Here is a 26459-nt window from a genome sequence, read left to right as displayed (position 1 = left end):
ATTTCTCCTCAGTAACATTTTTAAATTGACATAGCACTTCATGCACCATATACTGTTAACAACAGTATACTGTCATTAACAGTATATATTCCAATTCATTCTAGGAGGTATATTCATGAAGCATACAGGAAGACATACAGGTGCATTTCTTTTGTTATTTTTAGCAGAAGGTGATAACTATGGCGGGCAGCTACTTCAGAAATGTGACGAAGAACTTCCGGTCAATCCAATCGATAGTGCCATCCTTTACCGCACGCTGAAGAAATTAGAAAACGAAGGTGCTATTGAATCTTATGTAAGTACATCAGTTCCAGATAAGCCGAGAAAGATGTACAAAATTACTACAGCCGGAAAAGAACAATTAGCGGATTTTCAAATGGATATTGAGGAAAAAATGAAAAACTTATCATTTTTCTTAGACAAATATAAAGACTTAAAGGAATCTAATCATGATTAATGGCGCTATCCTTTACACTTTGGCCATTATTCTTACGGGGATTTCTTTTATGAAGGATCGGAATAAAACGAAATTTGCCCTATTAAAATCATGGAAAATATTTCGAAACCTCCTCCCTGCCATGCTCTCCATTATGCTTTTCGTTGGACTATCACTTTCTATCTTAACGCCGTCCTTCATCTCTTCCATCATTGGAGAACAGTCCGGGTTCATAGGTATTATTTATTCAGCAATACTCGGCTCCGTTGCACTCATTCCAAGCTTTGTCGTGTTCCCACTTGGTAATACGTTAGTACAGCACGGCGCAGGTCTTCCTCAAGTTGCGGCACTCATGTCTACACTAATGTCAGTAGGAATTACAACCTTGCCGATGGAACAAAAGATATTCGGACGAAGCTTTGCTTACGCTCGTAATGCATCTGCATTACTCATGTCACTCCTATTCTCCTATATCATTTGGGTGGTGATGGTATGAAGGAACTAAAAAGATATCGCTTCTTTTTCATTTTGCTGATTGGACTTATCATTCTAACTTTTATAAACCAATCTTTAGGATGGAGCGCATTACAATTAACAGGGAATAGCATTTTAGATATGTTGTTTCTACTCCCCCCTGTCCTAGTATTTGTAGGGTTACTTGATCAGTGGGTGAAGAAAGAAACACTAATGAAATACATGGGAGAAAAGTCCGGCATATATGGAATATTATTCTCTCTATTATTAGGCGGAATTGCAGCTGGTCCCCTCTATGTTGCCTTTCCGATTGCAGCACTACTATTAAAAAAAGGCGCCAGCATTAGGTACATCGTATTTTTCTTAGGTGTTTGGACAACTGCGAAATTACCGATTATGGTCTATGAATTTTCTTCATTCGGAGCTACCTTTACGCTCATTCACATTTGCTTCGGTCTGTTGTTCTTCTACGTAATGGGCATCGTTTTTGAGAAGTTTTATGATCAACGGCAGTTGTTGCAGTATGATATTACGAAAGAAATGTAAAAAGACATCTTTATCTTGTAAAGATGTCTTTTTAATATGAACCTTAATTTTCGTTCTGTAAAACCCTCGCTGCCTTTACTTCCTTTTTCTCTTCTTTTAAGAACAACGATACGATAAAAGCAATAATGATAAAGATTAATCCAAGTGTAAATGCACCTTGGAATCCTGATGTTAAGCCATTTAACTTCTCTACTGGGTCCATTGGATTTGCGGAGCTTTCCATATACTTAGTTGTTCCTGAAGACATTTTCGAAATAAAGATAGCCGTACCAATTGCGCCAGCTACTTGCTGTAACGTATTAAACAGTGCTGTTCCGTGCGGATATAAATCTGGTGTTAATTGATTTAATCCATATGTTTGTGCTGTCATTACAAACATGAGTCCGACCATTAATACGCTATGCATGACAATAATTTGTACCATTGATGTATCAGGAGTAATGCCTTTAAATAAGAACATTGCAATACCTACTAACACAATACCGGGAACGATAACAACTTTCGGGCTAAATTTATCAAATAGTTTACCTGCGATTGGTCCCATTATGGCGCTAATAATACTTCCTGGAAGCATTATTAGTCCTGATTTAAATGCTGTAACGAGTAAAACTGTTTGTAGGAACATCGGTAATAAAGTCATCGTTGAAAATAACGACATCATCACAATGACGATTAATCCAACTGATATTGTAAACATCGGAACTTTAAATGCTCGTAATTCTAAAATCGGATTCTCAATTTTCAATTGTCGAACGACAAAAATACATAATGAGATAAGCCCAACAAGTAAAGTGCCATACACTTTCGCATCAGACCATCCTACATCACCCGATGCACTAAAGCTATACACAAGCCCTCCAAATCCTAATGTCGATAAAAGGATAGATGGATAATCCACTTTTGGCCTTGTTAACTCTGAAACATTTTGAATGTACTTCATCCCAATCATAATTGAAATGATCACGATAGGAATAACAATATAGAATAACCAGCGCCAATTTAATGAATCCACAATTACTCCAGATAATGTAGGACCAATTGCAGGAGCAGACATCATCACAAGTGCGATTAATCCCATTGTGGCACCACGTTTTTCAGGCGGACAAATAAGTAAAATCGTATTCATTAATAACGGTGAAATTAACCCCGTCGCTACAGCTTGGACGATACGGCCAACTAATAAAATAGAAAATGTCGGTGCGAATCCCGCAATTAATGTACCGACTAAAAACGTTACCATAGCGATCAAAAACATTTGTCTCGTTGTGAGCCATTGCTGAAGTAACGCTGTAATCGGGACTAAAACCCCAACTACTAACATGTAAGCTGTAGAAAGCCATTGAATCGTTGAAGCTGTTACGTCGAATTCTTTCATTAATACAGTTAACGCATTACCAAGTAATGTTTCGTTTAATAATGCAACCATTGCCCCTAAAAGTAATGCAATTAAAATCGGGGTATGTTTCATATTAGAAGTATCAACTTTGCCACTTGCAGGGCTCTTAGTTGTTATATTCATGTATTGATTCTCCTCCTGTTTTTTACTTGAAAATCTTTAAATACACCGGAACACATGTAATATAATATACATATGTAGATTAAAAAGGGAGAATCAATTTAAAGCCATTGTATATTTAATCTACAAAAAAGGAGAATTGTAGATGAACGATAATGAAAAACAGCTTGATTTACGTATTAGACGTACACATAAATTATTGTGGGATTCCTTATTTGAATTAATGACGCAATCAAAACAGAAATATAGTACTATCACGATTAACCAAATTTGTGATCGTGCAATGGTACACCGAACAACTTTTTATAAACACTTTGAAGATAAAGATGCTTTATTAGCATTTGGATTTAAACGCTACAGCAAGATGATTGCTGAAATACCGATTTCAGATCGATTAAGTAAACCATTTCAAGTGATGGAACAATTTCTACACCATGAAGAAATCGGTAAAATATTAGAGACGCAAATGTCTGATGAACAATTTATTAGCCGTACACAGTATTTAAGTCACGAAACGAGAAAACAAGAAATAGAAGCGTTAAATCAACTTTGCAAAAACCATACGATGCCAAATGATTTAATCATTGAATTTTATTCAGGGGCAATCACCTCATTAAGTGCATGGTGGTTTAAAAATGAAAGAAGCGTTTCTGCTGCTGAAATGGATAGGTATCTCCACCAACTTATTAACCGGAATATTTTTCAGTTTGAAGAAGAATAACTTCACCATCAAAAAAACGCCTATATGAAATAGGCGTTTTTTACATACTATTACTTACCGATTTTCTTCAAATCCGAACTTTCTATAATTGAATGAGAATATCCATCTTTCCCAACTCGCACCATAGCTCTTCCCAACTGCTCAGAAGTTATCACACTGCCGAATCGCTTCAACAGAGGATTAAAGGACTTCATCACATCATACATCAATTGATATGATTTCGTTTTTGATTTCACACCATTTGCCGGAATGATCAATCCTGGTCTAAACATATACGCAGATTTGAAAGGTAAACGTAATAACTCATTTTCCGTTCTCGCCCATATCGTACGTCCTGATTCTGTACTATCTGTTCCGCTACCGGATACGTAAATGAATGTCATGTTTGGATTTAACTTCGCTAATGTTTTTGCGGTAGATAACGTTAATTCGTACGTAACTAAAAACGTCGATAAATTTTCGTTCCAAATATTCAGAATTAATATTAAAATAAACAATGGGGATAGGGGTATGGAATCATAAATTATACATAACGAGGGAATAGAAATGAAAATTCAATTAAAAGCTGATTTAATGCTACTACTAGTTACATTTTTTTGGGGTGCATCCATCCTACTTACAAAGCTTGGACTTGATGGCATAGAAGAATATAATTTAATCGCATTACGATTTATTATTGCCTTTCTTTTATCAGGTTTAATATTTTACAAACATTTATTCAAAGTCGATTTTAAAACTGTAAAATATGCTTTTATACTAGCTTCCGTTTTATTTATCGTCTATATTTTCGCGACATTCGGTACAAAGTATACAAGTGTGTCTAATGCTGGTTTCTTACTATGTCTCACAGTCATTTTTATTCCGATATTATCAGCTATATTTTTAAAACACATTCCTGACAAGAAAGTTATATTAGGAATTGTGTTAACGATAATAGGAATTGGCTTATTAACATTAACTAGTGAATTCAAGATCGGTAACGGCGATATATTTTGCATATTGTCTGCCTTATTTTATGCGATTCACGTCATCATTACTGGAAACGTAACAAAACATGTGAATTCAATTGCACTTGGGGTAGTACAACTCGGTTTCGTCGGCCTATTTAGTCTTATTTTTTCATTAGTGATGGAAACCCCAAAACTTCCTAGCACGATCAACTCATGGCTAATCATATTAGCCTTAAGCATATTTTGTACCGCGGTCGCATTCATCGTACAAGTTATCGCCCAGCAATACACGACGCCAACACATACGGGACTTATCTTTTCATTAGAACCTGTCTTTTCAGCAGGATTTGCCTTTGTTTTCACAGGTGAAACGCTCACAGGAAAAGGGTATTTAGGGGCGACGCTTATATTATTGAGTGTGTTGATTGCTGAGATAGATTTTAAGGGGTTGTTGCGGGTTAATTATAAGAAGAATATAGAGTAAACATTTCACTATGATCAATAAACATACCCCAGAAAAATATGAGTTTATATCATTCTCTTCACTTAGATTTTCTTTTAAATGAGACTTTTTTAGATGCTATCTTCGAATAAGGTAGCATCTAAAAAATGTTAAAATAAATTTGCCCCTAGTATCTTCTTATATTTTATGTAGCCTTCATATTTGACCTTTTCTACGTTCTTTGAAGTGAAGATGTTCAAAATTACTTACTGAATATAGTCATACAGATTTTTCGCTAACAATAAACAAGTTACTGTAATGAAAAGAGCACGAACATACCCGCTTCCTTTTTTTATAGCAAATTTGGAGCCAACAATCCCTCCAGCAATTTGAGCAATCCCCATTATAAAACCATACGCATAGTTTACTTGCCCTACATACATAAATATCAACAATGCACCAACATTACTTCCTAAATTAAGAAGCTTCGCATTACCTGCTGCTTTTAAAAAATCATACCCAATAAATAAAAGAGCAAACATTAAAAACGAACCTGTGCCAGGACCTAGAAATCCATCATAAAAACCAATAGCAAAAACAAAAAAAGTAAAGATAATGACGTGTCGACCAGACAATTTTTTACGAGTGGAAATACTACCCCAATCCTTTTTGAATATCGTATAAATAGCAACCGCACCAAGCATGATCAGCATCAATGGCTTCAGTACTTCTGGGTTCATTAAATGAACGGTCCATGCCCCTATTATGGAACCTATGAAAGTGAGTGGAAATAATTTAAACGCCGATTTCAAATCAAGATTACCAGAACGATAAAACACAATATTACTAGTTGCACACCCCATTGTCGACGCTAGTTTATTCGTAGCTACTGCACTTGCTGGATTCAGTCCTGTAAATAATAAAGCGGGTAAGGCAATGAGTCCTCCACCACCTACAACTGAATCAATAAATGCAGCTAAAAATCCAAAAGCAATCAAAATAATTAATACTGATGGGTCTAAATAAAAATCCATACTATTAGCCTCCCCTTTAGTCACTATCAGAATAGTAACTAATAATTTGCTAAATGTAAACAGTTATTGTAACGTTGAAATATAAAAGCAAACATCGGAGGACGAAAAAAGTGGACTACATAGTGCAACAGCTTAAAAAAATTGGTTTTAATGAATATGAAGCTAAATCTTATGTATCTCTTGTTAAACAGGGGCCTGTCACAGCCTACCAAGTGAGTAAGGATTCGGGTATCCCAAGAGCGCGAATTTATGAGATTTTGGGTAACCTTGTAGAAAAAGGAATTGTCATGAAGGAAGAAGTAAATGACACCACTCGCTATTCACCTCTACCGGTTGAAGTCTTTTTACAGAAGGCTCAATCAGAATGGCAGTCTACTTATGAAGTAATCAGTGATTCATTAAAAAAACTAGAAACTTCCGAGGAAAAAACGGATAATCGAGTGATTACTTTAAAAGACAATAAAACAATAATTAGCTACTGTCAGGCATTAATAAAAAAAGCTCAAAAACGTATTGTCATTTCAATGTGGGATGAGATGTATGAAGCGTTAAAAGAGGAACTATCTGAGGTAGCTGATAAAGTTACAGTACAAGGTATTACCCTGCATGTTGAAAATCCCATTAAAAATCTAGAAGCCCATCGTATAACACCTTATACAGAAACTCTGTCTACAGAACATTGGTTTATTTTATCGATAGATTCTAAAGAGATGATTTATGGACCATCACTTGAGGAGCGTAATATTGCTTTTTATACAGATGATCCCGTTCATATATACCTATTAGAGGATTATGTATGGCATGATGTTTTAGTAAATCGACTTGTCCGACGTAGCCAAGATGATTTGGAGCAATGGATTACTACAGAGAGAAAATCCTTCTTTATGGAAAAATAAGAAATATATTCAAAGAATCAAAGAATAAAGCATAAGTTAATGAAATGGAACACTTATGCTTTATTTTATTTGCAAAGTGATACTCCAGTCTTTTAACTATTTCCCTTCCTCAAACCGCCCAAACTCCTTCAAAAATCTCAGCTTAAAACTACCCACAGGCCCATTCCGATGCTTCGCCACATGGATCTCCGTCATCTCTTTCTGCATCGTTTCCTTATCATAATAATCTTCACGATACATAAGCATAATGACATCCGCATCTTGCTCAATTTGTCCCGTCTCTCTTAAATCAGATAAAAGAGGACGCTTATCTTGACGTGACTCTACGGAACGAGACAATTGTGACAATGCTACTATACAAACATTTAAATCACGCGCTAATAACTTAAGCTTACGAGAAATTTCACTAATCTCTTGAAATCGATTGCCCTTATGCTTTGGATCGCCCGTAATAAGCTGCAAATAATCCACAATGACTAAAAGCTTTTTATCCCCATGCTTCCTCTTTAACTTACGAGTCTGCATCCAAATATCCTGCATTGTAACACCTGCTTTATCATAAATCTCAAGCGGTAATTCACCGATCTCCGCAAACGCCTTACTCACCTTTTCCCAGTCTTCCATCGCAAAACGGTGCTTCGGATTTTTCAGCCTGCCTCCTGACACTTCACCTACGCAAGACGCCAGCCTTTTTAACAATTGCTTACTACTCATCTCTAATGAAAACAGCCCAACTGCCGCTCCAGACTTCGCCGCATGCAGTCCAACATTTAACGCAAATGCAGTCTTTCCCATAGAAGGACGCGCTCCAAGAACGACAAAATCACCTTCCTGCAATCCGCACGTCATCTTATTTAACGATGTATAACCAGTCTCAATACCAGTATTCTCTTTCGTATCTTGATGAAGCTCTTCATACAAACCAACTAACGCATCCTTCAAATCAAACTCACATACACAGTCCTTTTCCTCTAACTCACAAAGTTCCGTAATCGTCTCACCAATAATTTTCTCATTCTTCTCCGCAATAAGACGCTCTCCCATCTTGCGCCCAAGAACGCCAGCCTGATACATTTTCCATGCACCTCGAACAAGCCCCTCATAATAAGAGAAGTTGGCAGTTGTAGGCACACCCTCTATTAATGCTATAAAATACTCCATCCCCCCGATATTCTCCAAAAAATTTGGATTCATCCGAGAAACGAGCGTCACAAGATCAATTGGTTGCCCTTCATCTTCAATTTTTCGCATTAACCGAAATATAGACTTATGCACCGGCATAGAAAAATAATGCTCCGTCAAACGGCACTCCTTAATAAGCTCTCCATCAATTAAAAGAGAACCTAACACCGTCTTTTCCGCCTCCACATTTTGAATACTCATGGACGCCACCCGCGTTCAGTTAAGAACCGCTGCAACTCTTCCTCTGACAGCGCATTCTTCTCCCACTCCTCGCACCTCGTCAAAAACTCCTCCGTCTCCCCAGTACTAACAGACGACTCCTTCTTCCTAAACTGAGCAGTATCCGCCTCAACCTCAGACACTTTCGTAAATCCTTTCCCGTGCCACCCTCTCAAAATCCCCTTCACATAAGCAACCGTCCGCTTATTATTCTCATACGCAATTTGAAGAGCCTTCAGCACAAGCTCCTCTGATAAATCAACCATCCACGCACTCAGTTCCTCCACAGTATGAGGAGACAAACTACCGAAATGTTGCTCATAAAAAGAAAACACGCGACTTCCCGTCTCTTCCTCTATAACCTCTTCTTCCGCCTCTTCACAAACCGCATCTGGATCCACATCAACAGCCAAATCACTCGGCATACCGAAATGTGCTAAAAGCATCGGAACATTCAGCTCCTCCTCTACGCACTTCTGAAGAAACATATGTACAAACTCCTTATTCTTCACACCCTTCAGCTCACGAAGCACACACTTCTCCACATTCGTATTCGTCACCGGATTATAACGAAGCCAATTCAAAACGAATAACTCCCGAGTATTCGCATCATAAAGAATCTTCCCATAATCAATGAAGCGCTGCACAAGCTTATCAACAGTCTCCCGATTATAACCCGTCTCCATCTCAGCTAACCGCTTCGGAAAAGGAAAAATCCCACACTGCGTCGTCTTCGAACAAGTCAACAAATACACATAAAAATACCGCTCCTCCGGCGTCAAATCCAAAACAAAATCATCCTGCCAAAAATTCACCTGCACATTACGATACACCGCCATCCCAATTCCTCCCATTCTCATTCAAAAATGAAAAATTCCTCTTTGTACTATATATAGGAAGGAGGGGTGGGTTTTTGGCGTGTTATTTCAAAAAAAATTTTTGACTACTACTACGGTGTTTGTTGTTGTTTTTGTTTTGTTGTGTTTTTTCTTAGTGATTTATTACTTGGTAGGGGCTTGGAAGGGGTATGGGAGGGGCTAGTTGTCGGTTACTTCGATTAGGAAGACTCGATCTGAGAAGCCGCCTCGTTCTTTTGCTTTCTTTTTTCGGATGTTGTTGATTTCTTCTAGTGTTGTGCCTTCGTGTTCGGCTAGGGCGTTTATTAGTTCTAGTAGGTCGGATAGTTCTTCTAGTTTATGAGGTTTTGTTTTTGCTTCGATGTATTCTGTTAGTTCTTCTTGTGTTTTTTTGCAGAGTTCCTCTATGTATTCATCTTCTTTTAGGATTCTTGTTGTGGGTGTTTTTCCGTTAGCTTTTATTATTTGTGGGATTTTGTTTCGGATTAGTTTGTTGTAGGTTGGCATGGGATTCTCCTCCGTTTGGTTTTTCTTCTATTATAATGGAAAAGCAGTTTAACTAGGTGTTAAACTGCTGCATTGCTTCTTTTATATAGTTCTCTTCTTCAGTTGTGAAGAGGGTTGGGAATTCAGATAGTGGGATGTTTGATTATACTTTCTACCTCACTTTGAGATGCATAAAATTGATCCGTTATCTCTTTTATAAAACAATAAATACTTATGCGATTAAATTCTTTTTACACTCCACAAATGTAATTTATTGACGAGAAATATAAATATCAAGCAAAAAACACATTATTTTCTTACTTTGAATTTACAAATCTACTCTCTCTACCTTACAACTAGCATATTCTCTTGCAACCTTTTCGATTGATTGTTCATAATATACATAAGATTCAAGTCTTTTCGTCACTTCAGTAGGTCCTTTAATAAGGTATCTAAGTTTGTCTTGAATAGTAGCCTCTCCTTTAACAAAAGAAATAATTCTATCAATAAAATCATGATTAGAAAACTTGATATTAAACTCTTCTTCCCATGTTTCCCACTGAATCTCTGTTTTTAATTTTTCTTTTGTAATTTCATATTGCTTTGCATGCGCTAATTCATGAGCTATTGTATTCAATATAAAACCTTTGTCATTCCAATATCTCTCATTGATGTCAATAATATTTCCTTTTGGATAAAAAGCTCCTGCAATCCTATTATTATCATTGAAATAACATAGTTTGGGTGATTCTTTGATTTGTAATTCCTGTGAAATGAGTTTAGCTATTTCCTTTAGAATACTCTTTCTTTCTCCATTAGACCAATCATCCAATAATTCTTTAATTTTCAAATCGTTTTGAACAGTACCTAAATTATTCAATTGATAAAAGATACTTTTTTGAAGATTGTTTTGATAGTTTTGCACCAAGTTATCCCAAAATTTTGTAGACATTTTGTTCACTCCTTATTCTTAATTAAAAATTCAACATCTGCAAAAACGTCTATATTCCTACCAAAATGCATTTTATAATCTTTGCCAATATACTTTTAAAACTTTCGATAAGCTCATGCTCTTTTTGTTCTCTTACCACCATTTACTTTCCATACATAAATTTAATCTCTTAAGTTAGACTCATCACTAAGCCTTCGATTCACTTCTAACATTTTCTCATCATCTTTTTCTCTTCTCATCCAATATAACTTATTAGGAATAAGCGCAGCACTTGATCTATTATAAATATATATTGCATCTTGATATTGTCGGCAAAGGTTTATATCTATTTTTATCTGATTGAATGAAAATTTCTTACAGTCAATTCTTATTTCCTCTCCAAGCTCATAAATTTTCTTACTTTGTTTTCTTAATTCCCACCATGTGCTTATTGTATACAGTAAAACCGAGAAAGATGGTAGAAGGAATACCAACAAATAACTTTGTAATGATATATTAATCATGCATGCTAGAACCATTGTACCTATTAAATAAAGCATAGAAACCACTAAAATGAAGTTCGAAAAGTTCTTTTTTAAAGAAACTGCCCACATTAAATTACTTCTTTGGGCTAAAAGCACATTTATCAAATAATGATTTGAATTCATTCCACCATACCAATTGAATAAGGATGATTCGTCTTCTTTATAACCTTTAGCAGATTCTAGAATGTCTTCTGGAGAAATTCTCGAACCTACTAAAGCTTTATTCCATGCAAGATTAAATACATTAGTATCAAACTCTTCTTGAATTTTTGCACCTTTTTCAATATAGTTAATTTCCATTTGCTGAAGGTAATAAAAAATTAGCAGCCAAATTAAGCCTATTACTGAAAACAGAGAAGAAAAGTCCTCCATTCCCCCGTATTGGTTTAATAACGAAAATACTATAGAAATAATAGGGATAAAAATCCCTATTATCATTCTTACTCCATAATATTTCTTTGCCTGATTATAAGTTTGTCTCATCGCTTTTAATAAAAGAATATTTCTCTCTTCATTCTGCCTTTTAAGCATTAAATCACTCCTAATCTTCATACCCTGGGAATTCATCACCAAATACTTTACGCCATTTATCAACCGCTTCTTTATGATCACCTTTTTTTTCTAATTCTATTGCTTCACACACATAATCATAGCAAATGCCCGCTTGATTACTTATTTTCGACTTAGTATCGAAATCTAAATTATTCAAATCACCTTGAATTCCCTTTGGATCATAATGAGCACAATAAATTGACGTTTTCAAATCCCAAAAAAAGTCTCTTATTTCTTCTTTTCTACCTGTCCATGAATATTTACTATCAAAATAATCCAATATAATATTCTCCATTAAATACGACGAAATTTTAGGTGCAGTTGAATTGCAATTCCAGTATTTAATCAGCCTAACAAACCCTAAAACATTACCCCCAAAACTTTGATTCGCATTTTTTGTTCTTTCATTATCAATTCTAGGATCAGTTTTCTTCCATTTCCCACTACCATTTGGAATTATATAGTAGGTTTTACCTTGACTATCTTCGGATGTTATAAAAGCTGGTACTATATCAAAATTCCAATCATAAGATGTCATTTTCAATGTAGCAGCTTCTTGTCTTCTATGAATTTCCGCTTTCTGATACTGTGGAATATTAGATAGAGATTTTTTTATTTTTTCAACAACCTTTATAGAATTTAATTTATTATCAGCATTACATAGCTGTCTTAACTTTTCTATTGATTCAGGAACATTTAATTCTATTTCATCTACTGAGTATTCAGTATAAGTAGTTCCTTCACCTGAGAAAACTAGCAGAAAATCAATATCATCTAAAGGACGTATTTTGGTTCGACGTCTAAAGGAACCAAACCCTTTTGTCTCCTTTCCACTGTAAAGATTCGGGAAATTATCAACACTAGCAGGAAATCCTTTTAATTGTTCGTATAACCAATCCCTACTTGAACGCGCTTTTTCGGTATTATCTTTGTCTAAATCAACAAAATCCTTAATAAAAGTATCAAACCCTATATTTACTGTTTTTACAGCCATAAATAACTCCTCCTAAAAAGACATGAGTATGTCGAGTATAATAATTTTCATAAAATATTTATTGTAAGAAGCTCATTTCCCACTATCCATTCTTCTTGTTTTATTTCAGTGTCTGCTACACGTTTTTATAAACTGGATAGATAATCATACCTTTTGAACAGTCATTTTACAGCCACTCGTATATTGCATGGACACTTTTATTTTTTTCTGCTTAATATAATTGGACAAATCTTTATATCACAAATAATTAAGTATATTAAAAAAACAAAATATTCCACGATTCACTTACACCTTTATGTAACTCTAATCTATAGCCTGCTCATCCAATAAAAGCACTAGTAACTTACAGTACATTTAATCACTCATGCCTTTTGAATAGCTTCAAGAATTATAAGTTATACTTTTTCAAGAAACTGCTATGTAGTTCTTTTAATTTGATACTCTTTATCAAATTAAAAAGTATATTTAATACAAACCGGTTTCGATTCCTTAGCTATACCTTCCAAATTATCAAATGGATTGTTCACAATACGAATATCACCCGTATTGGAATTTACGAGGTACAAATAATAATCTTCTTTAAGTATTTCGGAAGTCTTTAATTCATTTTCACTAAGATAAAAGTGGTTATGAGTGAATGATTTCACTTCAATAAAAGCATCATCAACTTCCGAATTAACTTCCTGAAACGATTTAATATCATATCCTGCAGTTACATCTGACTTTGCAATCAATTTAACCTTTTTTGCTAGATCAGGGCGTCCTATCATTGTTAATCTATTTTTTTCAAATTCTAATGCTATCTTTTCAGCTTTATCACCTAATTGCTTATTCTTCTCTAATACTTTGAAAAGCTCTTCTTCCGTCATCCCTTTGTTAATGAAGTTTTTTAGAAGACTAGTGTATTCTTTATTTAAATAAACTAAATCTTTTTCTTGACTGGCAACGGCTAGTTCAATCATATCTTCTGTAAATTGTTGTAGAGATAAATTAATCACCTCTCTTTTAAAATAAAGGGTACCAAGTGAAAAAAGTGCAAACCAATTTCTTGCTATTGACATATTTTTATCAATATAAATTTTGGCAGCAAATTTCTTTTGCGCAACGGATAATTCATATCTATCCGTTGCATCACTCATCATTTCATCTCCGAATTCGGTTAACCTAATTCCTTCATTTTCTACAGTAATAAAACCATAATCTAGCATATTTAACACAATATCATTATCACTACTAACCACACTATCTCCTAAAATTTTTTCTAAATATAGCCTACTAATGTGCAGGCCATATTTAGAATTGTACCTCCTTATTTCATTTAATCCCCAATTAATTTCCTTAAATAACCTCATATTATTCCCACACCTTTAATTTTGGTAATGTGCTTTAATACCGCATTAAAGTCATCATCCTCACCAAAATCTTTCCCGTTAAATTCACCAGTTGCAACAGGAACATCGTTACTTAATATTTGATTCATTATTTCCTCTTTTATATTCAATCTTTCATCGATTACCTCATCAATCGAATCTTGATTTTCAATAATATAGTATTCTGTCCTAATATTTTCCGGAAGCCCTACACGATGAATACGATCTTTAGATTGCATCCAATGTGCACAATTAAAACTCCTATCCAAATAAATAGCAACGTGACATTCTTGATGCAATGAAACAGCTTCAGCCATAGTTTGTGGATTAGCAATTAAAACGCTAGCTTCTGTTTCTTTAAATGCTGCTATTTGCCCTTCACGTGTCATTTCATCCCCTACATCGTCCGTAGATTCTTTGGGAATTTCACCATATACCTTGAACGTTTTAATTCCATAGCTAGAAAAAAACTTTTCAAGATAAATAATGTTATCAACAAACTCGGTCCAAATTAGAACCCTTCTCCTCTTTCGTAATGTATCGAGTGTTATCTCAACGGTTTTCTTAATTTTTCCAGACATTTCATTTTCATTGTAGTTTTGAATTAAATCGGTTAAAAAATTATCAGAATTTGACATATCTTTATAACTTAATTCCACTAAACTTCCTCTGAGCAATGATGGGTTTGATGAGATTTGTCTTAACCTTGTCATTTTCGCTTTTCGCCAAGATAAATACAGTTGTGAATCTGTATTACTCATAGCAAGAATTTCTTCACTTATATCACCAGTCACCATATCATAGATTTTCTTTTGAATAGGCGACATTTCAACTTTTATTGTTTGAATTGAAAAGGGTGGTAGTCCTAAATCATCTTTTGTTACTCGATGGCTTAGTGCATTAATAATAGCCATCATTTCCCTTTTGCTACCATCATTATGTAATTCTTCAGAATATCGTTTTCTATTTCCTAAGATATGTTCTCCCCCTAATAAAAAAGTGAATTGACTCCAAAAGTCTTTTTCATTATTTGGAGCAGGTGTCCCGGAAGATATCATACGAATCTTCGCGTACTCTGATATTTTCAATACCGAAGATGCCCAAGTCGCTTCCTCTGAAAAGTTCTTTACATAATGACTTTCATCTAATACAACCATAAATTTATGACGCTTAAGCAGTCCTATTACTTTATCAACGTCATTACTTAATGTTGAATGATTTATCGTAAATAGCTCTATTCCTTCAGACTGTCTATAACCGTTATGTCTATTAGAGCCATTTAAGCGAAAAACATATGGCGTAACCCCAAAACAGCCCTTATATTCTGTTTCCCAAGCTTCGAATGCATTAATAGGACAAACAACTAAGATTTTGTCTACTTCTTTCTCCACATACTTCCAATGAGCATACGTAGCATATATCATCGTTGTTTTACCTGAACCAGGACATGAAAAATTAGCACCATGTTTTACAGCTATTGTATGCTTTACTACATTTTCTTGGAAATCCTTTAATTGTCGAGTAAAATACGGAATTTTAATTTGTGTAATTGTAGGATTTTTCTTTATTTCCCTTCCTATATCGATACGCTTCTTATCATCTTCAATGGATTTAGTAGCATTCTCAGCACAAGTAAAAACACCATCAACGTCACAAACTTCGTATCCCCTTTGGTTCAATCTATCTCTAAGCTTTATTAAACTCGGCTTTTTAATAAAATTAAAATCCCCTGTATAAACACCCGTTTTTCTATCAAGCTTAAATCCAGCACTCTTGAACATACTAACAAATAGACCTTTTGATATTTCTGGATACTGATTAGCATCCAGAAATATCAAGTCTTTATTCAGATTTATCGTTAAAACGTTCTTCTGCAACGTCCTGCACCTCCACAACAAACTTATTTGTGGTATCTACTAACTTCTCTAAACCTTGAAGTATTTTTCCATGTCCGTTATCTTCAAAATCAAAAAACGATTGTTGCACATTTACACCTTTAATTTGGCCAATCAGCTTGTTTATAGTTTTTAAAATACTATCATTATCTTTACGAGCTTTAGCTAATTCTTTTGCTATAGATAGATCCAGAAGTAAATCTGTTTCTGATACTTCACCATTATCAATATTTCTTGTTAAAGCTTCATTTACCTTTGCATCAAAACTAGCATAGTAAAGAGTATCACGTATATCTCTGTGTGCAACGACATTATTCTTTTTGTCTAAATTCATTTCCATTAATTTAAAAAACACTTGTTCAGCTTCAAAAGTATCGCCATCTACTTTTTCAATCTTCTTTAATTCCTTAACAAAATCCTTAAAGTGTTCAAGCATATTGGAAACAAGACTATACTCACCTTCTCTCCCGCAATATTCAAGAAACAAATTAATTTTTTCAATAATCAACAAAGAATCTCGTATTTCAGCAGGAGTAACACCATGCTCATCCTTCATTTCTTTTTCGGTTTTGCCGACCTTAATTCCCTGCTCAATCATAAATAAACGGTCAATTCCTTTATATTCCTTTTTAAGGTCATCTGCTATCTGTAAGCCAAATTCAATATCATATAATTCCTTTGGACTTAAAGTTGATGGCAATATTGATACCCTAATAGTCCTTTGGTTTAAAATCATTTTAATTGCACGACGCCTATTCGCATTAATTATTTTTCCGTCCGGCATAATCAATCCTGCATTAAGCTGTCCCTTAATTTTCAGATCATTTTTTAAATCAGTGGTAGCCCCCTCATCAGGAAGTAGCATTTCAATAAAATGTTTTTCATGCTTTGGATTTTTGCTGTCCAGTTTAAAACCAAGCTGTTTTTCAACAGCCAGTTTTTCTGTGAAAATACGACCATTATTTTCATTGAAATATAATCTATTCACCGGTAACTCATATACCGGCATCTCAACGATTTCATTTAAAATCCGATGACGCTCCGTTCCAACTAAAGCAGTTGGATTCTCATCAATATACCGCGCAATCTGATCCATCCGTTCATAACTAAGAATTTTTGATACCATTTTTCATCGCCACCTTACAATATAGTAAATACCTTTTAAACCCATTTTGTCAAATACTATATTTGACTTTGTTTTGTTAAATAGAGTATATGACATTTACACTTCCGAGTCAAATGCTTTTTTATATCTTTCAAAAATTTCTACTCTGGAGGAGAAATCTCGAATATTTTTTGATGGTTTAGTATCATAAAGTGATATTGTTATAGAAAATACTTTTATTAATAATCAAATAGGTTATTTTACATCAAATTACCTTTTTATTAATATATATTTATTTTAAATTAACATACTTTATGATATTTAAAACTGAATTACACGAATTGGAATAGTGTTCAGAATTTAAAGTGATAAAAAACAAAAAAAGCCAGGTGAAAAAACTCTTTTCACCTGACCTTATTTAAAACTTGTATTTATAACTCCCTAACAATTTCTTCATCCAGTATCTCTTTCCTTTTTTTCCAATCCGGCATCAATGCGTAAAGCATTTGATAGAAATTTTCACTATGGTCATTATATTTAAAATGGATTAACTCATGTAAAATAACGTAATCAATACAATATTTAGGTGCCTTGATAAGTTCAGAATTTAATAATATCGTATTCTTATCAATTAAAGCTGAACCCCAACGTGCTTTCATAGTACGAAGTTCCATAAATGGCTTCTTAACACCGTATTTCTGCACAAACGGAAACATCTTGTTAAGAGATTCATAAAATATTTTACGAGCCTTTTGACGATACCATTGATTCATAAGTTTTTCTTTTCTATTAAGATTGTTTGTATCTTTAACAAAAATATAGATAAAGCCGCGAAAATATTTAACCGTCTCTTTTTCTTCAACCGGTTGAACACGTAAGCGATATTGTTTTCCAAGGTACTTAAAAGATTCTCCGCTTATATATTCTCGTTCACTTTGTTTATAAGTTTGTACATTTTCAAAACTCTTTATATTCCTTAAAATCCAAGAACCTTTGCTTTTTACAAAATCATATATAAAATTCAGCGGGACTCTATCATGCGCAGAAACCTCTATAGACATATCAGGTTTAATATTAAGATTTACATTTTTTACATTTTTTCGCCGAATAGTAAATTCAATTATTTTGTTAGCGTACTGCATTTGATGTCTTTCCATGTTGTTCACAACCTTAATAACGTCTTAATGCGACCGTTTTAATTTGCTCAATGATTTTATCAACTGTATCATAATCCATTTCTAAATTGTGTTCCTCTGCAAAATCGAAAAGAAGGTCATCCAAGTCCTGAGCAATACGATTGTGAATTTCAATATTATTATGCCAATCTACTTTCTGGTGTTCTTTAATCACTTGATCCATTTTTATAGCTAAATCTCCAAGAGGATCTACCCCATAACTTGAGGATGTTTCAGTTACTTCACTTATAATATCTTTTGTCACACCATAAAATGCTTGAGCATTTCGATTTTCTTTTATAACTTCTGGATAATCAGCCGTTGATTCACCTTTACGGTAATCTTTCATGATGTTCTTCATTTTGTTCAAATACTCAGCTTCCGAAATTCGTTTATCTTTATATTCCTGAATTGCTTCTTGTATACGTTCAGAAAACTTTTTATAAAAAGCAGGGTTTTCATCCCATTTTGCACTAACACTCTTCGTTAAGCGAGTACGAATAGCGTCTGCTTTCGCTCTTTTTGAATCTAAACGTTCCAATTCTTCTTCAAATGCCTTTTCATTTAGAATATCAACGGGATTTGTAATACGGATAATCTCTTCTGCAGAAATATAATTATCCATTAATTTCTGCATTTTTGCTTCATATTCTTTATGATCAATTGTATCTGAATAACGAAGCTTTACACTTTTACGTAACTCCTGAAAAAACTTCAAATCCTTTTTGTATTTCTGAAGTTCCTCTGGTGGTAAAGCATTATAAACTTTTTCTGATTCTAGGGTAATACCAAGATTTTTACCAAAGTTACTTAAAACACCATAAAATCCTTCTCGACGCTCTTCATCTTCTAACCACACCTCGTATTCTTCAACATCTTGTTTGTTTTTAATAAAGGTAAAAATTTGAAGTAAGTCAGAATGGTATTGTCTTAATGAACCAATAACACTAATCACATCATGTATGGCACCTTCTAAATCTTTTGGATCAAAGTTTTCTAATCCTGCACCTGAGTACATTTGCATTGCTTGATCAAGTTTATCTAGTAAACCTCTGTAATCAACAATAAAACCATAATCCTTCCCCTCATATAAGCGGTTTACCCTTGCAATCGCTTGAAGAAGGGTGTGTTCTTTCATTGGCTTATCTACATAAAAAACAGTAGCCCTTGGAGCATCAAAACCTGTAAGTAACTTATCAACGACAATTAATAAGTCAATTTCATCACCATTAATAAATTCATCTTTGATTGCATCTTCATACTCCTCCGGTGTTCCATAACGCTCCATCATTCTTTTCCAAAAACGTTGTATCTTATCTTTCGACTCTCCATCAACTACTTCATGTCCCTCACGCTGGTCAGGAGGAGAGATGACAACTGCACAATTCAAATCATCAAGTTCCTCAAACGATTCTAGATAACGAATTGCTTCTATTTTACTATTAGTAGCTAACATAGCTTTAAAATTGCTTCCTTGCGTCTTATAATTCTTAAAAAAATGCTCATTAATATCAAAAGCAATCATACTAATTCTCTGATTAGAAGATGCAATTCGTTCAAATTGACTCCACTTTTTCTTCACTTCTTCTTTTTGCTTCTCATTTAGATTGCGAGTGATCATCTTTAACCTGTTATCAATCGCACGCCGATTAACAGATTGATCGACCATTTTCCCTTCATATAAAAGAGGAACAATTGCCTTATCTCGAACACCATCTGCAATCGTATAAGTGTGTATCAGTTTTCCAAATTTAATCATCGTACTCTTTTCTTTTTTCATTAATGGCGTTCCTGTAAATCCTAAGTAACATGCATTAGGGAAAACCTTTTTCATTTTTATATGAAGCTCTCCATATTGGGTTCTGTGCGATTCATCAACTAAAATAAAAATGTCCCTAGATTCAACAGAGGTTTGTTTTGTAGATGCCGTATCGAATTTATGCACTAATGATGTCACAATATCAGTGTTGCTATCATTGATTAGTTCTACCAAATGGCTTCCAGTTGTTGCTCGCATTGCTTTTAACCTTGTATGACGAAAGGTCTTATGAATTTGTTTGTCTAACTCAATTCGGTCTGTGACTACAACCACTTTCGGATTATATTCAAAAAACTCAGAGAGTATGTATTTTGTTAACATCACCATTGTAAGTGATTTTCCCGATCCTTGTGTATGCCAAATAACACCACTTTGGCGATTTCTATTTTCATCTTTTTCTTGAATCGTTTTAATGATTTCTTTTATCGCAAAATATTGTTGATAACGAGCCACTTTTTTTACATCTTTATCAAATAATATAAAAAATTTCATAAACTCTAATAGACGCTCCGGATGGAACAATGAAACGATGTTCTTATCTTGCATGGTTGGCAATCTGCCCTCAATTGCTTTATCTAACCAAGACTCTAACCAATCTTTTTTTTCCTCCTTCCAAACAGACCAAAATTTTTTCGGAGTATTACAAGTCGCATACTTTGTTTCGTTTTTATTTGTAGACATAACAATCTGAATAAACTTAAACAATTGTGGAGCGTAATCTTTTCCTTGGTTACGAATCATTTGACTAATTCCTTGCTCCATTGAGATAGAGGCTTTTTTACACTCGATCACAACAAAAGGAATTCCATTTATAAAAAGTACAATGTCAGGTCTAACTGTTCCACGACCATCCATTCGCTCCACATCAAATTCTTCCACTACATGAAATACGTTATTTTTAATATTATTCCAATCAATAAACTGAATTGTAAATGACTTTTTAGAACCATCTGGTAAAAACTCAGAATAAGTTCTTCCCTTCATTAACGTTTCATAAATAGATTCATTCGTTTTTATTACTCCATTTGTCAGTGGTTCATCCAAATCACGAATGGCTTGTTGAATATTGGAGTCACTAAATTTATAAACTTTCCCTTTGTACTCATAGAAATTAAATAATCTCAATTTTTCTTCCAAAACATCTCTAAGCAACACATTATATAAATTCCCACGTACTCGTTCCGCTTCTTCTGATGAAAGGTATTGATAACCTAATTTTTGCAGCACTTCAATCGCAGGAATTTGACTAATATATCGCTCGTCATAACTCTTTTCCCTTGCCATTCCCACACCTCCTGTTAAAAACATAGAGAAAGAGTAAAGACATTACATCTTTACTCGAATTTTCCCTGTTAAAAGTAATTGCATAAGACCTTTTTTTTGTAAATTTAAATCCTCAAGCTTTTTTTCTAAATATTTTATTTCTTTAATAGACGTTAGTAATATGGACATAATTTTTTCTTGCTCTTTCATTGATGGTACAGGTACTTGAATTTTAGAAAAAGCATTCCATCTCAAGCTCCCTCTTCTATCTACTGAAGCTGACATCATTGTTTCATAAATCCTTCTATAGTTTTCGGTCTTCAATAAAGCAAATAGAAACTCATTATTAATATTACTTTTAGACTTAAATACTGTATACATAGGACTCACTAATCCAAAATCATAGCTCCTTTGCAACCCTATTGATCCTTCTTCAATATGATTAGTTGCATATGCAAATTCATTTTTCGAAACTACTTTATATTTTGATAAATCCGAACTAAAAACTTGTTTCCCAAAATATTTTAAAGAATCTACTAAACCGTCATACTTTGTACATGAAAGAACTATATATTTGTTATTATCCTTATTTACATTAGATACTTGCTGAGCTATTTCTCCGATTTTTAGAAATTCCCAATCCTTAGGGATAATAAACCTTTTAACTTTCTGATACCCTTCAGGTGGTATCCCCTGAATAATCAAGCTATCTCTTTCATTTAATTCCTGATCAGAATACCCCCTTTCGATATCATTCCACCGAACATGTCCCCATAACAACTTTTGTATTAAGCCTTTTCTTTGCTCTTTTTTCTGCTCAATTAGCTTTTCTTCTAGTTCAATTGCCTTGTCCCATGTAGAAAGGATAGAAACAATTTTTTGTTGTTCTTTTAGTGGTGGAACAGCTAGTTTAATCTTCTTGACAATACTGGAGCTTAACCCACTCATTATTCCTCCAACAGATTGTTGTTGAATTTGCTTTATCGTTGGAAAATAGTCTTTAAATTGATGGATAAATAATTCTTTATTAATGACATTTTCATTCAATCTGATTCTTAGTAAATGAGAATCCATAATTCCCCTTTGAATATCCTGTGGAACAATCATTGACTTTCCAATAGTGCCCATCATACTCATTACAATATCACCAGGTTTTATCTCACTACTCTTTAGTAATTCAAATCTTTCCTCATCTACAAATCTGTCACCGATTTGAAAATTCCCTTCAATAATATTTTCCTGACCATACACTTTATATCCATTTTTTGTTAAATACTCTTTTTTTAGGCTACTTCCAAAAGGACCAATTTTAATAGCTCTTTTATCTTTTTCTATAAGCTCCTCAACTGTTGAATATTCCCAATCACTTGGGATAGAACTATTTGAATCGGATCTCTTTATTGCATTTATTATCATTTTTCCACCTACAGTCCCAATTCTTTCAAATACTTTTCCATCTCTGCTTCCACTTCTTGAAGTTCATACTTAATATTGTTTATATTTTCTTTTACTAAATCCATGTCCACTAACTCTTCTTCTTCAAATGTATCAACATAGCGAGGAATATTTAAATTGTAATCATTCTCTTTAACTTCATCTAATGTCGCGACGTAAGAGTATTTATCTACTGTTTCTCTCTTCTCAAACGTTTGAACAATTGTTTCAATATCTTGTTCTCTTAATTTGTTCTGATTTTTCCCTTTTTCATAATTTCTTTCACCAGAAGCATCAATGAATAGAATATCTTTTCGATTTCGATCTTTTTTAAAAAACATGATACACGCAGGGATTCCTGTACCAAAGAATAATCCTTCTGGTAAACCAATAATCGTATCTAATAAATTCATTTCAATAATTTGTTGGCGGATTTTCCCTTCACTTGCCCCTCGGAACAATACACCATGTGGAAGAATTGTGGCCATACGGCCGTTTTCAGCGAGTGAATATAACATATGTTGTACAAAGGCATAGTCTCCCTTTGAACTTGGTGGTACCCCCCATTCAAATCTGCGGAACGAATCCAGACTTGCTTCCATTTTAAATTTCTTATCGTTTGTTCCTTCTCCTGCAAACCCCATTGCCCACTTATCTAAAGAAAATGGGGGATTAGCAACAATTGCTTGAAATTTCATCAACCTTCCATCCTCCAGATGTAAGGGATTTGCTAATGTATCTCCCCATTCAATCTTTGCATCATCTATCCCATGCAGATACATATTCATAAGAGCTAATGAATGCGTAGCACCATTTCGTTCCTGGCCATAGATTGCTACTTTGCTACTTGAAACCTGTTGTGCAACCTTAATTAATAAAGAACCCGAACCACATGTTGGATCATAAATACGGTCGTTTTCTTGAGGTTTTACCAAACGTGCTAATAATTCCGAAACCTCTGCTGGTGTGTAGAACTCTCCTCCCTTTTTTCCTGCATCGGAAGCAAAAAGTCCAATCATATATTGATATGCATTTCCTACAATATCTTCATTCCCTATCTGCGACGGTTTAAGCGATAGTTTATTAAAATCTTCTAATAATGAGCGAAGCATCGCATTTCTTTCACTCGCTCTCCCAAGAATCGCTTCACTGTTAAAGTCAATATTGCGAAAAACATCTCGAAGCTTCCCTGAATTTTCGTTTTCAATATGTTCCAATGCTTTATTAATAATCTCGCCAATTTCAGGATCGTTTCTTTTGCTATATAAATAATCAAATGTAGATTGTTCATCCAGTACAAATCGTTCTCGTGATAAGGCACGCTCAATACGTCTTGCATCCCCATTATATTTTTTTGTATATTCTTCTAAATGCTCTTTATAAGTATCACTTAAATACTTGATGAACAGCATAGTTAAAATATAATCTTTGTACGTAGATGAATCGACCTTCCCCCTAAACGTATCAGCTGCTTGCCACAATACACTATTAATTTTATCTTGTGTTGTTTGTTCAACCATTCCTATTTCCTCCTAATTTGAACCGTTCAATATTTGCTGAGAAATCCCTTGAAACAGTAACTCTTTTTCTTGTATTAACTCCATATAAAGTCTTTTTTCTTTTTGATGAAGCCTGTTTAATTCTATTAATACGTTCTGTTTTGATATAGATACCCTGGCAACAGGGAGTGTTTTAATTACATTTTGATTAGTACTTGGAATACGACTGCCTGACTGAGAGCGCTCTAACTCTTTTTTCACTATAACCGAGTTTAAATACCACGCAAGGTACTCTGGAAGAAACTTTGTCTGATCTACTTTAATAATGGCGAAATATGATGGAATTAACAGCCCACTATGTTGTTTATCAATAAAAACCACCGTATGCGGATGACTTAACCGCATTAATACGTCTCCTTCTTTTGTAAAATAGTGATTGTCTAATTCATCATTACTGACAAACTCTTCGTATATATCATTGTCGATTAGCCCATTATCCGTAATATTTTTTAGAGTAATGAGCTTATATTTTTCCTTTGCATTATAATTAACTTCAGCCTTTTTTCTGCTTAATACAAGTCCTGTCTTTATCTTTGCAATATCACCAAGTTGCACTATTACACCTCCTATCACGAGAAAATCAACCACTTAATCATTGTCAAATACAGTATATAACATTGCTTTTCGGATGTCTATTTCTCATTATTTATAAATACTTTCCTATTAATACGTAAAAACTAAAGGATGACATTTTTATTTTTTATCACTTGTTCTGTAGAATCCAGGTCTTTTTTGATGTATATTTTATCATTTTCAATATATTTATAAACTAACAAATCTCATTTCTTCGACTAGAAATTTAACAAGACAGTGGCCTATTATTCTAGTCTAGTTTTATTTTTCCAATCACTATCAAGTGTATTCATATTTGTATAATTTCCATTAACTCTTCCATCAGCTGACGTTGCCATTCAATATCCGTTCAAATATTATTTCTTTAAAAGTTCTATATTAACAAATTAAAATTATTTACTAACAAAAAAGAGCATATACCCTATATGCTCTTTTTGTGTAACAATACACTTTATCCAACGAATATTTGTCTAATCTATTTTACAATTACATCAACTACTGAATATCCATCATTTTCAAAAAATTCTCCACTTCACCTAAAACTTCCATCGTTCCAGAAATATTAATTATCCCTTCTTCACCCTCCACTCTATAATCCCTCACCACAGCAACAGTCATATACTTCCCATTACCAAATCTAGGTTTCTCTACATTGAAAGAATAATTATGACTTCGTTCGATTAGCGCTTTACTCCACTTATCCCTAAGGTCTTTTCTTCTATCCTTATCGGCAACATGTATTTTAAAACATAAACGTCCTTCTTCTAACTGCAAATACTGCTTACAATTATTATCTTCTTGTTCACTCCACCATAACGCATAGAACCCACCATTCGGATTAGCTACATATCCATATTGACCTTTGATCCCGCGTTGCTTTAACTCCTCATAAAATCCTTCCCAAGCTTCACCTTTCCACTCGCTTAACGGAAGTATATTATATGAATCATATTTTTGATCTATTTCTCTTAAATACAAATAGTAATCTAAAAATATTTGATCTTGAACTCCTCTATCTATATTCTCTTGTAAAAATTCAAGCATATGTTTTCTTGTAAATAACATATATTTTGCGTCAATTACTGTTGAATAATCACTTTGATTCCCTATTTTATAATAGATAGGCAACAGGTCATTTTCTTCATATTTTTTAAATTTTATCATATCTTCATAATAACGTTTCAGTTGATTAGAATGCTCTTTTGTATACGTTTTATCTTCAATTAAAATAGCCTGATTACCATTAATTTCAATGAGTATATCTAAACCTTTAAATTGTTTCGTAATCTTAATTCCTTTAATAACGGCTGGAAAGGTCTTTTTATGTAAGTCATATATTCTTCTAATAAAACCTATACCGGCTTCATGTAAACATTCATCGGTTTCTTTATAGATTGGGTTTGCCCACTCTGCTAGCCAACAAATAAAAGCATCTTGCGACAACTCACTTGTTCCATGTGAAAATAAATTCGGTCTCTTATCCAT

General features: G+C 33.8%; 24 protein-coding genes and 1 pseudogene. 6 read left to right on the top strand and 19 right to left on the bottom strand.

What is annotated here, in order from left to right; translation table 11 throughout:
• Window positions 1–115: 115 nt before the first annotated feature.
• Genes LCF45_RS04930 through LCF45_RS04920 form a run of 3 tightly spaced genes read left to right on the top strand, consistent with a single transcriptional unit; the run spans window position 116 to window position 1456 of the window.
• Complete coding sequence (locus LCF45_RS04930) at window positions 116–457, top strand: PadR family transcriptional regulator (protein ID WP_002169012.1); 342 nt, start codon at window positions 116–118, stop codon at window positions 455–457.
• Window positions 450–932, top strand: coding sequence for a hypothetical protein (locus tag LCF45_RS04925; protein ID WP_078203489.1), 483 nt, complete (start codon window positions 450–452; stop codon window positions 930–932). The genes LCF45_RS04930 and LCF45_RS04925 overlap by 8 nt, the downstream gene beginning before the upstream one ends.
• On the top strand, window positions 929–1456 hold the full coding sequence (locus LCF45_RS04920) for a permease (protein ID WP_002188537.1): 528 nt from the start codon (window positions 929–931) through the stop codon (window positions 1454–1456). The genes LCF45_RS04925 and LCF45_RS04920 overlap by 4 nt, the downstream gene beginning before the upstream one ends.
• Window positions 1457–1499: 43 nt before the next feature.
• Here LCF45_RS04920 and LCF45_RS04915 read toward each other — a convergent pair whose 3' ends face one another.
• Window positions 1500–2975 carry an MDR family MFS transporter gene (locus LCF45_RS04915; protein ID WP_098168906.1) on the bottom strand — a complete coding sequence of 492 codons (1476 nt, stop codon included), beginning with the start codon at window positions 2973–2975 and terminating at the stop codon, window positions 1500–1502.
• Between the two features lie 142 nt (window positions 2976–3117).
• Between LCF45_RS04915 and LCF45_RS04910 the strand changes: the two genes are divergently transcribed.
• Complete coding sequence (locus tag LCF45_RS04910) at window positions 3118–3693, top strand: TetR/AcrR family transcriptional regulator (RefSeq protein WP_002186556.1); 576 nt, start codon at window positions 3118–3120, stop codon at window positions 3691–3693.
• Window positions 3694–3743: 50 nt separating this feature from the next.
• Here the strand turns inward: LCF45_RS04910 and LCF45_RS04905 are convergent, their stop codons facing one another.
• Window positions 3744–4190 carry a Rossmann-fold NAD(P)-binding domain-containing protein gene (locus tag LCF45_RS04905; protein ID WP_050000897.1) on the bottom strand — a complete coding sequence of 149 codons (447 nt, stop codon included), beginning with the start codon at window positions 4188–4190 and terminating at the stop codon, window positions 3744–3746.
• A gap of 49 nt (window positions 4191–4239) precedes the next feature.
• Here LCF45_RS04905 and LCF45_RS04900 point away from each other — a divergent pair, with 49 nt between their 5' ends.
• Window positions 4240–5127 (top strand): DMT family transporter, encoded by an 888-nt coding sequence (locus LCF45_RS04900; RefSeq protein WP_263894629.1) that lies wholly within the window; start codon window positions 4240–4242, stop codon window positions 5125–5127.
• Between the two features lie 224 nt (window positions 5128–5351).
• Here LCF45_RS04900 and LCF45_RS04895 read toward each other — a convergent pair whose 3' ends face one another.
• Window positions 5352–6119: a TSUP family transporter gene (locus LCF45_RS04895; RefSeq protein ID WP_263894628.1), complete on the bottom strand. Its 768-nt coding sequence runs from the start codon at window positions 6117–6119 to the stop codon at window positions 5352–5354.
• Window positions 6120–6229: 110 nt separating this feature from the next.
• Here LCF45_RS04895 and LCF45_RS04890 point away from each other — a divergent pair, with 110 nt between their 5' ends.
• The gene (locus tag LCF45_RS04890) at window positions 6230–7015 is read left to right on the top strand and encodes a TrmB family transcriptional regulator (RefSeq protein WP_263894627.1); all 786 of its coding nucleotides are present in this window, start codon (window positions 6230–6232) and stop codon (window positions 7013–7015) included.
• A 96-nt stretch (window positions 7016–7111) separates the two neighbouring features.
• On the opposite strand, the gene dnaB is transcribed toward LCF45_RS04890, so the two are convergent.
• The 16 genes and pseudogenes from dnaB to LCF45_RS04810 all read right to left on the bottom strand — a co-directional run bounded on the left by dnaB (window position 7112) and on the right by LCF45_RS04810 (window position 26459).
• Window positions 7112–8398, bottom strand: coding sequence for a replicative DNA helicase (dnaB, locus tag LCF45_RS04885; protein WP_263894626.1), 1287 nt, complete (start codon window positions 8396–8398; stop codon window positions 7112–7114).
• A complete protein-coding gene (locus LCF45_RS04880; RefSeq protein WP_263894624.1) occupies window positions 8395–9255 on the bottom strand; it encodes a DnaD domain-containing protein in 861 nt (286 codons plus the stop codon). Before LCF45_RS04880 ends, dnaB begins: the two co-directional genes overlap by 4 nt.
• A gap of 198 nt (window positions 9256–9453) precedes the next feature.
• Entirely contained in the window at window positions 9454–9780 is a 327-nt protein-coding gene (locus LCF45_RS04875; protein ID WP_263894623.1) for a nucleoside triphosphate pyrophosphohydrolase, read from the bottom strand.
• Between the two features lie 52 nt (window positions 9781–9832).
• Window positions 9833–9977, bottom strand: a pseudogene (locus LCF45_RS04870) (MerR family transcriptional regulator); the annotation flags it as partial.
• A 110-nt stretch (window positions 9978–10087) separates the two neighbouring features.
• Entirely contained in the window at window positions 10088–10711 is a 624-nt protein-coding gene (locus LCF45_RS04865) for a SprT-like domain-containing protein (RefSeq protein ID WP_263894622.1), read from the bottom strand.
• Window positions 10712–10872: 161 nt separating this feature from the next.
• Complete coding sequence (locus tag LCF45_RS04860; RefSeq protein ID WP_263894621.1) at window positions 10873–11766, bottom strand: S-4TM family putative pore-forming effector; 894 nt, start codon at window positions 11764–11766, stop codon at window positions 10873–10875.
• A 10-nt stretch (window positions 11767–11776) separates the two neighbouring features.
• A complete protein-coding gene (locus LCF45_RS04855) occupies window positions 11777–12781 on the bottom strand; it encodes a nucleotidyltransferase family protein (RefSeq protein ID WP_263894620.1) in 1005 nt (334 codons plus the stop codon).
• 452 nt (window positions 12782–13233) lie between these two features.
• Window positions 13234–14133 carry a protein NO VEIN domain-containing protein gene (locus LCF45_RS04850; RefSeq protein WP_263894619.1) on the bottom strand — a complete coding sequence of 300 codons (900 nt, stop codon included), beginning with the start codon at window positions 14131–14133 and terminating at the stop codon, window positions 13234–13236.
• Window positions 14130–16028 carry a DEAD/DEAH box helicase gene (locus LCF45_RS04845; RefSeq protein ID WP_263894618.1) on the bottom strand — a complete coding sequence of 633 codons (1899 nt, stop codon included), beginning with the start codon at window positions 16026–16028 and terminating at the stop codon, window positions 14130–14132. Before LCF45_RS04845 ends, LCF45_RS04850 begins: the two co-directional genes overlap by 4 nt.
• Window positions 15994–17172 carry a hypothetical protein gene (locus LCF45_RS04840; RefSeq protein WP_263894617.1) on the bottom strand — a complete coding sequence of 393 codons (1179 nt, stop codon included), beginning with the start codon at window positions 17170–17172 and terminating at the stop codon, window positions 15994–15996. Before LCF45_RS04840 ends, LCF45_RS04845 begins: the two co-directional genes overlap by 35 nt.
• 410 nt (window positions 17173–17582) lie before the next feature.
• A complete protein-coding gene (locus LCF45_RS04835) occupies window positions 17583–18308 on the bottom strand; it encodes a M48 family metallopeptidase (protein ID WP_263894616.1) in 726 nt (241 codons plus the stop codon).
• Between the two features lie 13 nt (window positions 18309–18321).
• A complete protein-coding gene (locus LCF45_RS04830; protein ID WP_263894615.1) occupies window positions 18322–21429 on the bottom strand; it encodes a type I restriction endonuclease subunit R in 3108 nt (1035 codons plus the stop codon).
• A 42-nt stretch (window positions 21430–21471) separates the two neighbouring features.
• Entirely contained in the window at window positions 21472–22824 is a 1353-nt protein-coding gene (locus LCF45_RS04825; protein WP_263894614.1) for a restriction endonuclease subunit S, read from the bottom strand.
• Between the two features lie 8 nt (window positions 22825–22832).
• Window positions 22833–24362: a type I restriction-modification system subunit M gene (locus LCF45_RS04820; protein ID WP_263894613.1), complete on the bottom strand. Its 1530-nt coding sequence runs from the start codon at window positions 24360–24362 to the stop codon at window positions 22833–22835.
• Window positions 24363–24374: 12 nt separating this feature from the next.
• Window positions 24375–24956: a restriction endonuclease subunit S domain-containing protein gene (locus LCF45_RS04815; RefSeq protein ID WP_263894612.1), complete on the bottom strand. Its 582-nt coding sequence runs from the start codon at window positions 24954–24956 to the stop codon at window positions 24375–24377.
• Between the two features lie 513 nt (window positions 24957–25469).
• A complete protein-coding gene (locus LCF45_RS04810) occupies window positions 25470–26459 on the bottom strand; it encodes a PD-(D/E)XK nuclease family protein (protein WP_263894611.1) in 990 nt (329 codons plus the stop codon).

It is taken from the genome of Bacillus sp. 41-22 (assembly GCF_025809295.1).
GTDB classification, from domain to species: Bacteria; Bacillota; Bacilli; order Bacillales; family Bacillaceae_G; genus Bacillus_A; species Bacillus_A mycoides.
Note: the sequence above shows the minus strand (reverse complement) of the source record. Positions and strands in the feature narration are given on the sequence as shown.

What these genes read in the sequence shown, in the direction of transcription:
- LCF45_RS04910 (WP_002186556.1), top strand. Translation starts at nt 3,118, where the DNA reads ATGAACGATAATGAAAAACAGCTTGATTTACGTATTAGACGTACACAT.
- LCF45_RS04875 (WP_263894623.1), bottom strand. Translation starts at nt 9,780, where the DNA reads ATGCCAACCTACAACAAACTAATCCGAAACAAAATCCCACAAATAATA.
- LCF45_RS04920 (WP_002188537.1), top strand. Translation starts at nt 929, where the DNA reads ATGAAGGAACTAAAAAGATATCGCTTCTTTTTCATTTTGCTGATTGGA.
- LCF45_RS04830 (WP_263894615.1), bottom strand. Translation starts at nt 21,429, where the DNA reads ATGGCAAGGGAAAAGAGTTATGACGAGCGATATATTAGTCAAATTCCT.
- LCF45_RS04825 (WP_263894614.1), bottom strand. Translation starts at nt 22,824, where the DNA reads ATGATAATAAATGCAATAAAGAGATCCGATTCAAATAGTTCTATCCCA.
- LCF45_RS04855 (WP_263894620.1), bottom strand. Translation starts at nt 12,781, where the DNA reads ATGGCTGTAAAAACAGTAAATATAGGGTTTGATACTTTTATTAAGGAT.
- LCF45_RS04865 (WP_263894622.1), bottom strand. Translation starts at nt 10,711, where the DNA reads ATGTCTACAAAATTTTGGGATAACTTGGTGCAAAACTATCAAAACAAT.
- LCF45_RS04860 (WP_263894621.1), bottom strand. Translation starts at nt 11,766, where the DNA reads ATGCTTAAAAGGCAGAATGAAGAGAGAAATATTCTTTTATTAAAAGCG.
- LCF45_RS04835 (WP_263894616.1), bottom strand. Translation starts at nt 18,308, where the DNA reads ATGGAAAGACATCAAATGCAGTACGCTAACAAAATAATTGAATTTACT.
- LCF45_RS04850 (WP_263894619.1), bottom strand. Translation starts at nt 14,133, where the DNA reads ATGAGGTTATTTAAGGAAATTAATTGGGGATTAAATGAAATAAGGAGG.
- LCF45_RS04840 (WP_263894617.1), bottom strand. Translation starts at nt 17,172, where the DNA reads ATGGTATCAAAAATTCTTAGTTATGAACGGATGGATCAGATTGCGCGG.
- dnaB (WP_263894626.1), bottom strand. Translation starts at nt 8,398, where the DNA reads ATGAGTATTCAAAATGTGGAGGCGGAAAAGACGGTGTTAGGTTCTCTT.
- LCF45_RS04820 (WP_263894613.1), bottom strand. Translation starts at nt 24,362, where the DNA reads ATGGTTGAACAAACAACACAAGATAAAATTAATAGTGTATTGTGGCAA.
- LCF45_RS04915 (WP_098168906.1), bottom strand. Translation starts at nt 2,975, where the DNA reads ATGAATATAACAACTAAGAGCCCTGCAAGTGGCAAAGTTGATACTTCT.
- LCF45_RS04880 (WP_263894624.1), bottom strand. Translation starts at nt 9,255, where the DNA reads ATGGCGGTGTATCGTAATGTGCAGGTGAATTTTTGGCAGGATGATTTT.
- LCF45_RS04925 (WP_078203489.1), top strand. Translation starts at nt 450, where the DNA reads ATGATTAATGGCGCTATCCTTTACACTTTGGCCATTATTCTTACGGGG.
- LCF45_RS04810 (WP_263894611.1), bottom strand. Translation starts at nt 26,459, where the DNA reads ATGGATAAGAGACCGAATTTATTTTCACATGGAACAAGTGAGTTGTCG.
- LCF45_RS04900 (WP_263894629.1), top strand. Translation starts at nt 4,240, where the DNA reads ATGAAAATTCAATTAAAAGCTGATTTAATGCTACTACTAGTTACATTT.
- LCF45_RS04930 (WP_002169012.1), top strand. Translation starts at nt 116, where the DNA reads ATGAAGCATACAGGAAGACATACAGGTGCATTTCTTTTGTTATTTTTA.
- LCF45_RS04895 (WP_263894628.1), bottom strand. Translation starts at nt 6,119, where the DNA reads ATGGATTTTTATTTAGACCCATCAGTATTAATTATTTTGATTGCTTTT.